This is a genomic window from Paenibacillus sp. TY11, assembly GCF_059772165.1.
This window is the reverse complement of the sequence record NZ_JCBAIQ010000047.1, coordinates 1-11,763: the sequence shown is the minus strand read 5'-3', so window position 1 is coordinate 11,763 and position 11,763 is coordinate 1. Positions and strand designations below refer to the sequence as shown.

General features: G+C 45.9%; 10 protein-coding genes and 1 pseudogene. 9 read left to right on the top strand and 2 right to left on the bottom strand.

Annotation, left to right across the window (positions count from 1 at the left end):
* Nucleotides 1–220: 220 nt before the first annotated feature.
* Nucleotides 221–2,215 (bottom strand): ABC transporter substrate-binding protein, encoded by a 1,995-nt coding sequence (locus tag AC6EJC_RS26485; RefSeq protein WP_444956481.1) that lies wholly within the window; start codon nucleotides 2,213–2,215, stop codon nucleotides 221–223.
* A 194-nt stretch (nucleotides 2,216–2,409) separates the two neighbouring features.
* Between AC6EJC_RS26485 and AC6EJC_RS26480 the strand changes: the two genes are divergently transcribed.
* Nucleotides 2,410–3,672 carry a VWA domain-containing protein gene (locus AC6EJC_RS26480; RefSeq protein ID WP_444956480.1) on the top strand — a complete coding sequence of 421 codons (1,263 nt, stop codon included), beginning with the start codon at nucleotides 2,410–2,412 and terminating at the stop codon, nucleotides 3,670–3,672.
* Nucleotides 3,673–3,703: 31 nt separating this feature from the next.
* Here the strand turns inward: AC6EJC_RS26480 and AC6EJC_RS26475 are convergent, their stop codons facing one another.
* The gene (locus AC6EJC_RS26475) at nucleotides 3,704–3,841 is read right to left on the bottom strand and encodes a hypothetical protein (protein ID WP_444956479.1); all 138 of its coding nucleotides are present in this window, start codon (nucleotides 3,839–3,841) and stop codon (nucleotides 3,704–3,706) included.
* A gap of 129 nt (nucleotides 3,842–3,970) precedes the next feature.
* On the opposite strand from AC6EJC_RS26475, the gene AC6EJC_RS26470 reads away from it, so the two are divergent.
* From AC6EJC_RS26470 to AC6EJC_RS26435, 8 genes and pseudogenes are all read left to right on the top strand, one after another.
* Entirely contained in the window at nucleotides 3,971–5,314 is a 1,344-nt protein-coding gene (locus AC6EJC_RS26470) for an amino acid permease (RefSeq protein ID WP_444956478.1), read from the top strand.
* Between the two features lie 7 nt (nucleotides 5,315–5,321).
* Nucleotides 5,322–5,968, top strand: a pseudogene (locus AC6EJC_RS26465) (VanZ family protein); the annotation flags it as partial.
* 614 nt (nucleotides 5,969–6,582) lie between these two features.
* Nucleotides 6,583–7,341 (top strand): quorum-quenching N-acyl homoserine lactonase AiiA, encoded by a 759-nt coding sequence (gene aiiA, locus AC6EJC_RS26460; RefSeq protein ID WP_103049449.1) that lies wholly within the window; start codon nucleotides 6,583–6,585, stop codon nucleotides 7,339–7,341.
* Nucleotides 7,342–7,355: 14 nt separating this feature from the next.
* Entirely contained in the window at nucleotides 7,356–8,678 is a 1,323-nt protein-coding gene (locus AC6EJC_RS26455; RefSeq protein ID WP_444956477.1) for an MFS transporter, read from the top strand.
* A 45-nt stretch (nucleotides 8,679–8,723) separates the two neighbouring features.
* Nucleotides 8,724–10,112 (top strand): amidase, encoded by a 1,389-nt coding sequence (locus tag AC6EJC_RS26450; protein ID WP_444956476.1) that lies wholly within the window; start codon nucleotides 8,724–8,726, stop codon nucleotides 10,110–10,112.
* A gap of 29 nt (nucleotides 10,113–10,141) precedes the next feature.
* Nucleotides 10,142–10,333, top strand: a complete 192-nt coding sequence (locus AC6EJC_RS26445; protein ID WP_029515917.1) for a hypothetical protein — start codon at nucleotides 10,142–10,144, stop codon at nucleotides 10,331–10,333.
* A gap of 158 nt (nucleotides 10,334–10,491) precedes the next feature.
* Nucleotides 10,492–11,103: a TetR/AcrR family transcriptional regulator gene (locus tag AC6EJC_RS26440; RefSeq protein ID WP_103049446.1), complete on the top strand. Its 612-nt coding sequence runs from the start codon at nucleotides 10,492–10,494 to the stop codon at nucleotides 11,101–11,103.
* Between the two features lie 270 nt (nucleotides 11,104–11,373).
* A complete protein-coding gene (locus AC6EJC_RS26435; RefSeq protein ID WP_444956475.1) occupies nucleotides 11,374–11,547 on the top strand; it encodes a hypothetical protein in 174 nt (57 codons plus the stop codon).
* The last annotated feature ends 216 nt before the right edge of the window (nucleotides 11,548–11,763 follow it).

The following is an 11,763-nucleotide window of genomic DNA, read 5'->3' as shown; positions in this document are numbered from 1 at the left end:
CGCAGCATACGAACACCGTCCGTTCTATACAATAGTTACCTATATTATACAACATTAACGCGGTGTCGTCTTAAACAAAATCAACATAAAAAAGCTGTCGAGACTTTCTCGACAGCCTGCAGATGTCTGCTCTATGCAGACATCTTTTTATAAAAAAACGCTCTCCTTCCTGCGACATACTGTCGTCAAGATGAGTAGCGTTTTTTGATTACCATTTGGATTACTTAGTTACATTTTTCAGAACATCGTCAATCATTTGACTGTTTGCAATTGTCCCTGTATACAACCAGCTGGAATCCTTACCAAAATCGTATACGTGGCCTTCTTTAACGGCTGGAATTCCCGCCCATACAGGATCTTTTACAATATCTTCTTTACTTACGTTTTTGCTGTTCACGATAAAGATATAATCCGCATCCAGCTCGGCCAGCTTCTCCAGCGATAAATTACTCCAGTTCGCCTTAGCCGTTTTCGAAATCTCCTGTACGACTTGTGGAATCTTGAATCCCAGATCCTTATACAATACATCACCGCTGGATAGATTCTGGTTTACGACATACACATTTTTATCCGTTACCCATAATGCCGCTGCAGTTTTTTGTCCCACCGTCTGACTCAGCTTGGCTTTAGCCTCTGCTGCTTTTTTGTCGTAGTTGCTCAATGCCTGCTTCGCTTCACTGCTCTTATTCAGTACCTCACCCACGGTCAGCAGCTCTTCGCGCCAATCATTGTTCATATTACTGCCTACCACGTAGGTTGGAGCAATTTTAGAGTATTGATTATATTTGTCGCCTTCCACCATGCTCGCACTGTCCATAATGATTAAATCAGGCTTGAAGTTCAGAACCGCCTCAAACGGAAGATCTGAAGCAATGGTAGGAACGTCCTTCAGTTCTTTTTGCAGGTAACCTTGAACTGAATTTTTCCCTACCGACCATTGGGCTACAGGTTTAACCCCCAGCGCAACCAGATGATCCTCCAGATAAGAAGCGATCACACGCTGAGGCTGAGCCGGAATTTTCACCTCATGCCCAAGTGCATCCTTCAGCACCCTTTCCTGTGATGTTGGTTCCGCTGATGTATTATTGGTCCCTTGCGAAGCACCATCGGTTGCCGTAGGACTGGATGTGCCTGAGCACGCGCTGAGCAGCAGGGTAAAACTAAGCAATAAAATAAATGCCATGGAATGCTTTGCGTTTCTATTCATTCGTAAAATCCCTTCATCATGATTTTGATAATGATTATTATCCTCAATAACAGTATGCAGGGCGCCACTTATCGAATCAATGGAACATTCGGACATGCTTAATGGATTATCCAGACTGGTATCTCTCACAAAAGCAGATGAATATAGGCTGTCCCGGTAATGGACCGGGGATACCCCCGTATATTTTTTGAATGCCCGGCTAAAGAAATAGACATCCGGGTACCCCACACTGGCAGCGATATCCTGTAGAGTGGCATCCGTCTTCCGCAAAAGCTCCTTCGCCTTGTCCATTCGCAGTTGAATCAAGTACATAATCGGGCTACAATCCGTTTGTTTTTTAAATAACCGGGTCAAATGTCTCGGACTGCATTCCAACAATCCGGCCAAACGTTCCAACGTTATGGACTCCGCATAATGGGCCTGCATAAATCGAATCGCCTGTGTCACGATATCCCGCGCAGAAGTTTGAGTCTTCGGTTCCTGCAATTGCCGTATACATTCATATGCAAAATCATAGAACCGCCCCTGAGCCTGTATCTTGGATAGCGCCTCTTGATCCTGCCATGCGTGTTCCAGTAGTTGCAGCTTTTGATACAGTATAACCGGATAGAGCGGTACAAAACCATGAGCTAGCGAAGGATGATTATACACCGTGTGTCCCGATAGAGAAGTCGCTTTATATAGTACAAGGATATATTCAATCCCGCATTTCGAGGGTTTCATATTCAGTTCAAAGCCTTTGCTGCCATGCAGTACGTACCCTGAATATGTTGTATCCTTCCAATCACCAGCCAATTGCACGCTACCCTGTAGCACAAAAACAAAAGCATGCGCTGGAAGACGATACGGTTGAAGCAGCTCTTCCGATTCCTGTCGAATGTGCCGGACATCCATGACACGGATCGACGAATGGAGCCATACGGATAACAGCTTGTTCAGCTCTTCAACCTCATGCCCCTTGCCCGTCCCGGTGTGGGAACCTGTCTGCTTTTTCCGATCCTGCTTCACTTGTCAAAGCCTCCGCTCATAAATACCATACTATTTTTCCAAACCAACCTCATTATATATCATCTTCTACTTCGTCTACTACCATGAGACAAATATGCCTGCTCGAATTCCTGCTCGAAACAAGGCGAATAAATCATTTCCATGGTACAATTTGTATAAATACAAGATTTAAAATACATAGGAGGTTTGACAGCATGAGTGGTTCAAAAATGGTATTAAGTACAGGAGCTAATGCTCCTTTAGGCACAGAAGAGATAGTGCGGGTAAAAATTACATGGGAGCATGCGCCAGCCGAACTGGATGTTAGCTGTTTTATGGTAGGAACAAACGGAAGGGTTTCCTCAGATGACTATTTCATTTTTTACAATCAACCCGCTGACCCGCATGGCCATGTACGGTTACAGCGCCCGAATGACAAAACCACTGAGTTTACTATAGCGCTCAAAGAACTGGAACGAACTGGAGTGGAAAAATGTGTGTTTGCCGCCACACTGGACGGTCCAGGTACTTTTGCCAATGTGGTTGGCTGCACATTGACCGTTCAAGGAATGCAGGTACATATCGCCTATAGTATTACCGAGGCCACCAAAGAAACGTCTCTCGTTTTCGCTGAAATATATCGTCATACATCTGGCTTCAAGCTCCGCGCAGTTGGACGCGGTTTCAATGGAGGACTGAAACCGCTTGCCGAGGCTCATGGTGTCACCGTAGAGGAAACGGAATCGCCAGCAGCACCGTCCGCTGATCAAGCCGGCGTGAAGGAGCCTTCTCCTGTGAATGGAAGAATTAATCTGCTTAAACAGAAGGTACAAATTTCACTCCAAAAGAAGCAGATAGACCGTGAAAAAGCACGAGTAGCGGTTGTATTAGACGCTTCTGCTTCCATGGCGAAACTGTACTCTAAAGGAACCGTGCAAAAAGCCTTCGAACGTGTTCTGGCTGTATCGGCCTGCATGGATGATGACGGTGAAATGGACGTATGGTTTTTTGCGAACAAAGCCAAACGCGCTCCAAGCGTCACGGAACGGGATTACGAGAATTACGTAAAACGAAATTTCCCGGAAATCGGATACGGAAATATAGGATTTGGTAACAATGAGCCTGAAGTGATAGAGGATATCATTTTAAAATATACAAAAGAGGTACCCAATGAAACAATCCCGACCTACATTATCTTTTTCAGTGACGGTGGCGTATATGAAACAAAAAAAATATCAAAGTTGCTGATCAAGTGCTCGAAAACTCCGATTTTCTGGCAATTTGTTGGTCTTGGTCATGCTGATTTCGGAGTCCTTCAAAAGTTGGATAATCTGCGCGGTCGCGTAGTAGATAATGCAGATTTCTTTGCCTTGGATGACATTGACTCCGTGACAGACTCAGAATTGTACGACCGTCTGCTGAATGAGTTTCCTGGTTGGCTCAAGCAAGTGCGGGCTAAAGGAATATTGCGGAGCTAATCCTTCACCGCAATGCGATACTCCTACATGATCACTTAATATCCGCCGAGCAGAACAATAAAGGCAGAATGACCGCAGATAGAGCAATCATCAGCGCCAGCATTCTGCCTCTGTTTTCCTCTGTTTTCCTCTGTTTTCCTCTGTTTTCCTCAGTTTGTCCTCTATCCATTTCAATCTCCCTATCAGATCCTATTTCTTTCATTTCCTAATTGTATATTTTCATGTAGTATAAATCTAATTGAAGTAACCCTGTTTGGGCTATGCTGAAGCTATACACTTTATGAAGGAGGATTTCATATTGAAATCAAATGAAGCAACTTTGCACAAAAAGCTGCTCCCACGGCATATTACCTTTATGGCTATGGGTGGAGTTATCGGAACGGGAATTTTTAAAGGGAGTACCGAAACGATTAGCTTGGCGGGACCTGGAGTTGTTTTATCCTATGTCTTCGCAGGACTCTTGCTCTTGGTCGTTATGGGCGCAATTGCCGAGATGGCTACCGTCTACCCCAACATGAATATGAAGGATTTTATTCGCAAAGCTTTTGGAGAACGACTTTCCTTTATTATCGGCTGGTTGTATTGCTTCATGTGGCTGGCTGTCTGTGTCATTGAGGTCATTGCTGCGGGAAGCTTCCTGCAATATTGGTTGCCAGATGTCCCTCTATGGATACTCAGTTTAGCGAGTGCGGCTTTCATTATTGTCGTCAACATGCTGAGTGTCGGCGGTTTTGGGGAACTGGAATTTTGGCTTGCGGGGATTAAGATTGCCATGATTATTATCTTTATCGCATTGGGTGGCTGTATACTATTCGGGATTATTCCCACTGAAACTCCACCTTATCTAAGCAACTACGCGCAGCACGGCGGATTTCTACCCAATGGCTGGTTGGCTATCTTTTCAGCGCTGCTTGTCGTTACCTTTTCATACGGAGGGTCCGAGCTGATTGGACTGACATTGACGGAGACAGAAAATCCGGAAAAAGTACTGCCTAGAGTGGTTAAAAGCTTTATTTTTCGCGTTGTTTTGTTCTATACGTTGCCAATTCTCATCATTTGTGGCTTGATTCCCTGGAACCAACTGGATGCGGATACTAGCCCGTTTGTACAGGTATTGTCTTCCGTAGGGCTTCAAGGCTCGGCTCATGTCATGAACTTTATTCTGATCACCGCTGTACTGTCTGCCGCCAATTCGGGGATTTACGGGGCTACACGTATGCTGCATTCGCTCGCTGTCAATGGAGAAGGTCCCAAATCACTCGCCCGCGTATCTTCAAATGGAGTTCCGGTGAATAGTCTCAAATTGTGCGCTGTAATCCTGATTGTCGGTTCCATGGTTGCTTATATCGCTCAGGACGGGCTGTTCCGTATTTTGATGGCTGTACCTGGCTTCGTCGTGTTGCTCGTCTGGAGCTGTATTTGTCTGTCCCAATTGAAATTGCGCAAATCTTATCCAGTGGAGCCTACTTTCAAGATATGGGGATTCCCTTATGTAACGGCGGTTACAGTGGGATGCCTATGGGTCATTGCGTTCCTATTCTTGCTTGACCCGCAAAATCGCATTAGCATTAGCGTGTGCGTGGCTTTCATGGCATTTCTGGTCATCTGGTCTTTGGTGAAGTTCCGGAGAAAGCAGGCGTAAGTAGCATATGATTCAATCTTACCTGTTTCCTGTTTCGTATGCCTTTCTTGCTTTTCCTTTTGCAGCGTTATTGTTTTTACACTGCCTTTCCTTATCGTGCAATATCGAAGGCATGGCTATATTCACAAGGCTAGAGCATGGCTGCTTTACTTGATGCTTTTATACTTGATGAACGCCTTCTTTTTGGTGATACTACCGCTTCCGGCATCGCGTCATAATGCTGCATTAGCCGGGGGAGCGTTGCAGTTGATGCCCTTGCAGTTCGTTCAAGACATTATAAGAGAAACATCCATCTCACCCGCCCATCCCTCCAGCTATGTTCATTTGCTGAAGGAGCGCGCTTTTCTGCAAGTCGTTTTTAACGTTGTGATGACCATGCCTTTCGGTATGTTCTTACGTTATTATTTCCGTGCACGATGGGGATGGTGTCTGATTCTGTCCTTTATCCTCTCCCTCTTCTTTGAGGTGACGCAGCTGACAGGACTATATGGATTTTTTGACCATGCGTATCGCGTGTTCGATGTAGACGATCTATTGGCTAATACCTTGGGCGGTATGCTAGGCTTTCTATTAGGCGAATGGTTTTCACGCTTCTTGCCCCGCTTAGAGCATCTGGACAAGCATGTGGACATGACAACGAAGCGAGTGTCCTATGAATGTATATAAGGAATTCATTACAACCACTGCTATGTATGAAAAAGTGCGAAAATTAGCTACAACTGAGCAGCAACAACAATATGAAAATATTATAAAGGGAGTGCTGACAAATGAAAAAAGCATTGGCGGCTATGTGCCTAGCAGTTGCGCTTTTTAGCGCTATTGTTCCAATTACTTCTCCTACTGAAACAGTTGTACCTTTCAACCACGGGGTAAACGGGTAGTTTGTTAAAAGAGGCTGTCCCAAAACTAAACATTTGAACGCCCTCACCAGAAAAATAGAATGATAATCGTAAAAAGCCAAGGACTAAGCGGTCTGTTTTCGCTTAGTCCTTGGCTTTTGTCTTGCGTGGCTCTTTAGCCGCAAATACTCTTGCTCACTTTGATATCGCGATCCCCTTGGCTTTTGTACACTGCGGCTTTAACGCAGCCCCGTTGTTTCTTTGCACTCCACCTAGGCGACATTCTTTAGCTTGGCGTATTGTTGCAGGTGTAAGGCTTTTGCCGAAGCCCAACCGCCGATGACAAATTGACATCGGACAATTTGTCCGATATAATCAAAACAAAACGGACAAACTGTCCGAATTTATAATATGAAGGATGAAACTGGGATGTATATCAAAAAGTTGTATTTTTTATCTGTAGGTGAATGTTTCCTAGATCAATCGGCAGTTAATCGAACCCTTGCCCCCGGGAAATTAGTCGGAATGCCTGTGTGGTCTTTTCTATTGGAAACGACCAGCGGGCCGATACTCATCGATACGGGAATGCCCGACGCTTTTATCAACAATCCCGATTACTACAAGGGGACTAGACGTGAAGGGCGCGTCGTCCCCAACATGTCTGACGGCGACTCGATCGTAAATGTGTTAAAGCGTGTCGGTTATCGACCTGACGATATTCAAATGGTCATTAGCTCCCATTTACACTTGGATCATTCTGGGGGAAACGGGCATTTCCGCAATACGCCGATCCTTATTCAAAGGGCAGAGTATGATGCGGCCATAAACAATGAGGATTACTCTCCATTAGAGTGCAGGCTGCCCGATTTACAATATCAAATCATTGAGGGTGACCATGAATTGATTCCGGGGGTTCAAATTTTATTCACTCCGGGTCATTCCCCTGGCCATCAATCAGTCCTTGTCACAACGGAAAAGTCGGGTCCAGTGCTACTGACAATTGATGTTGCTTATACTCGGGAGAACTTCGAGAATAGCGTACCGTTCTTGACATTCGATCAAGAGATGGCTGCCAAATCGATTACTCGCATGCAGGAGTTAATTCAGGATGTTCGGCCGTCCTATGTTTTCTTGGGACACGATAGAGATCAGGCGCAAAAATGCCGCACCTTTCCTGACTTCCTGTAATGGAGGGACAGCCTATGGATACTCAATCAATGGCTTTATCCGGCAATGAGCGGAAATTAATGGGGACACTTTGCTTGCTCATTATTTTCGGAAACATCAATATGACCATGTTTAATTTGTCTATACCTTCGATTTCCGCTGACTTTGCCCTGACCTCCTCGCAGGTGAGCTGGGTTATGGTCGGTTACAGCATTTTGATGGCTATCGGCGCCGGTACTTACGGCAAGTTAACGGAGTCCTTTTCCTTTCGCCAGCTGTATGTCATTGGTTTAATCCTTTTAGCTTTCGGCTCTATGATCGGCTTTTTTGCAGCTTCATACTTGCAAGTCATCATTGGAAGACTGCTGCAGGCAGCAGGGGCCTCATCCATCTCTCCCCTGTCTTATGCGGCAGTAACCCTGTATTTTAAGCCTACAGTCAAGGGACGGGTGCTGGGAACCTTATCCGCCACAATTGCCTTTGCTTCCGGCTTCGGGCCTGTGTTCGGCGGTTTCGTGGAGCAATACTTTGGCTGGCGTGCTTTGTTCATCGTGTCCAGTCTGAGCCTATTTGTTATCCCTTTGATATTCAAGTATGTTCCTGACAAGAAACACGACCGCGGTTCATTCGATTTTCTCGGAGCTGTTTTGTTCTCCGCGGGACTGGCGTTGGTATTGCTAGGGGTTACGAACTATTGGTTTATGCTCATTGCAGGAGCAGCAGTTCTTCTATGGTTCGGTACTCATATTCAGAAAAAAGAACATCCATTTATCGATGCATCTTTCATGAAAAATGCTCCTTACCGACGAATTCTAGGGATTGGATTCCTTACCTTCGTATGCAACACGGGGTTAACCTTTACTCTTCCTGTCATGATGAAGAATTCCTTTCATTTACCAACTAGTAAAATCGGTCTGCTGATGCTTCCCGGTGCCGCCTGTTCAGCCTTGCTCGGATCCCGGATCGGAGGTTGGACAGATCGTTTCGGAAGCTCCCGCGTGCTCGTCATATCGCAAAGTCTCGTCATCAGCGGATTTATACTACTGGGGGTATCCGTACATTTGCCGCCATGGATCGACGCTTTATTGATCATTATCCTTATGATTGGATTCAACGGTGTCCTCACCTCTAGCAGCAATTTAGTTTCGACGACACTCCGTTCGGCTGAGCTGGGTGTGGGGATGGGTATTTTCACACTGGCCTATCTCCTAGGCGGAGCATTCGGCCCTGCGCTGGTCGGCCGACTGATTGATCTAAAGATGCCTTTTTCTGTTGTTTATTTTACCATTTCCCTGTTGGCAATCCTGACATACTTATTCGCAAGAAAAGCAAATCCTAGCGGAAGCTATGGTAATTAGTTTGGTAGACGGACGACATGTCCGGAAGATACGGAGGATGAATAGATGAGTAAATTAAATTTCCAACTGTCCTTTGCTGCTATTCATGAGCTGGCCGAGGGGATCCGAACAAGGGAAATATCCCCGGTAGAGATTACAGAACATGCGCTTCACCGCATCGAACGTTTGAATCCGAAACTGAACGTTTTCGTTACCCAAACGTCCGAACTGGCGATTGAACAAGCGAAGCAATCGGAACGCGATATTATGCATGGTCGGTACAAAGGGCCCCTTCACGGGATTCCCATCGTTCATAAGGATCTATATTACACTAAAGGGATCCGAACAACTGCCGGTTCAAAAATATTGAACAGCTTCGTCCCCGATTACGATTCGACGGTTGCAGCTAAGCTACATGAGGCTGGAACAGTTCTGCTAGGCAAAGTACAGACTCACGAGTTCGCAGCGGGATTGACAACAACTAGCCCGCACTTCGGTCCTTGCCTCAATCCGTGGAACACTGAACTTGTAACGGGAGGTTCAAGCGGCGGCTCGGCTTCTGCTTTAGCGGCTGGACTTACTTATCTGGGCACAGGCTCGGATACCGGAGGTTCGATCCGCATACCCGCTGCTTTGTGCGGCGTCGTAGGGATGAAGCCGACGTACGGTCGGGTCAGTCGGTATGGTATCATTCCAATGGCCTGGTCATTGGACCACTCGGGTCCGTTGACCCGCTGTGTCATGGATGCGTCCCTGTGCTTGGATGTGATGTCTGGCTTCGATCCGAAGGATGAATCGACTGTCGATCTGCCTGCGCCAGGTATCAAGATGTATCCGAATGGTCTCAGGGGTGTGCGTATCGGATTGCCGACAAGCTACTATTACGAGGATTTGATGCCGGAAGTGGAAGCTGCGATGAAGGCCGCTATCAATAAATTCCGAGAACTGGGAGCAGAAATCATCGAAGTTAGCCTGCCCCTGATCAAACATGTTAGAAGTGCGACGATGACCATTATGATGACGGAAATGTACTCGAACCACGAGAAGTGGCTTGAGACAGAATTGGAACAGTATGGACCGGACGTCCGAATGTTTCTTGAAAGCAGTAGAGATATTCCGGCTTCCATTTACCTTCAGTCTCAGCGGGCCCGGCAACTAATTGTCAATGATTTTTTGAATGCATTGTCCGGAATCGACATCTTGTTGACGCCGGCAACACCGATCACTGCGCCGCGTGCAGATGATGATGCTAGTGTATTCAGATTGAACTCATTTACGGTTCCGACCAATTTGACTGGCTTGCCTAGCCTGAGCATGCCTTGCGGCTTCTCACCTTCCGGTCTGCCGATTAATATGCAATTGATTGGCCGCCCCTTCGAAGAAGCGACAGTACTAGGTATCGGCAATACTTATGAAATGAATACAGACTGGCACAAGAGACATCCGGATTTGTAAGCCTGACTATATTTGATGGAGGGTAATCTATGGATCAAAAGCAACTTAACTCTGAAGTTAGCAGGAAAGCATCAACCGAAACCGGAACAGATACGACGAGCGACAAGAAAAAAGCATACGAGCAGTTTATTCATACGATCGCAAGTTTAAAGGAACTGGACCTATCGGGCATTGAACCGCATTTGCCTCCAATTTACAAAAAGCACTATACCAAGAAATAAAAAAAAGCTCATCGGTCACCCAAATGAATGTATTTTTAATTTTTCACGAAATGTATTATAATATGAAGACGGACAACATGTCCTATACACGAAAAACGGACATATTGTCCGTTTTTCGTGTTAAATAACAGTTAAATTAATGATGAAGGGAGATGTTTATGGTGAATTCAGAATCGCAATCTGTCTCTCTGAAAATTCCCAGAGAGGAGTTAAACCGAAGACGAATTTTGGCGGCGGCTAGAGAACTTTTCATCAAAAACGGTGTTGACAATGTCAATATGCATCAGATTGCGAAGACTGCTGGAGTAGGACAAGCAAGCCTATACCGCCGCTACTCGGATAAGGGCGACATATGTCAGGAGATTGCGTATGAAGAATACCAACCCTTGTTTGATGAAGTTCAAGCATTTCTTGATCAATCCCCAGAAAGCGCTGCCTTGGACCGGCTTTACCATGTAATCGTAAGATATGTCTCTTTTTTAGAGGCGAAAGTTCCTTGGCTCTGTGAGGTCAGCCGGGCCTCAACCGGGCATCGTCCGTTACAATCTCCGTTATGTCAATGGATGCGCAATATAAGCAGAATTCTGCTAAATGAGGCCGTTGAACAGGGAGACGTATCCGGGGTGGACATTTCATATACTATCGAAGCCCTGCTGGCCGTGCTTCACAATATCGATTACCATCTCCAAGATGAAGGCTTTACAAGCCAACGAGTTCTTGATGGATTACACCGCATATTTATTGAAGGTTTAAGAGCTAATAGACATTAATTGAGGGGCTGGCCACAAAGCCACATAACATGGATGAGGGATAGTCCTGCGTAACTCCTCTTTTTATCTCATAATGGTATATTGAATGTACAAAGAAACCATATCCTTTCAAATGGTCGGGTGGTACCTCCATTTTATCCAGGAACGGTTTCTTATTGTTTTACAATTGGAGAACAGGACGTCCCTAGTCATTTTCATGACTTATGGGACAACCCTTTTTTTCTGCCAATGGCTGCTATGCGAATTGTCCGGATCGGAGGGAGCGGCTGCGTGCCGGTTCGCTCACCAGCTCATAGCCGCGCCAGCGGCGCTCCTGGATGCTGTGAACGTTCCGGAAGAGGGAAGCGCCGGCTACGCCGTCCGGATAACCTGGCAAGGTGTGGAGCTGTGCGGATCGAAGGGAGCGGCAGTGTGCTGGTTCGCTCACCAGTTCATGAGCTGTAAGAGCGCCGCGCTACCTTATACCTTTACGGACACCAAAAGGATTTTATTTTCACGCAATTAATTTTAGAGAATAAAAAAGAGCATCCCAAGGGATGCCCAGGCTGTCGAGAAAGTCTCGACAGCTTTTTTATGTTGATTTTGTTTAAGACGACACCGCGTTAATGTTGTATAATATAGGTAACTATTGTATAGAACGGACGGTGTTCGTATGCTGCG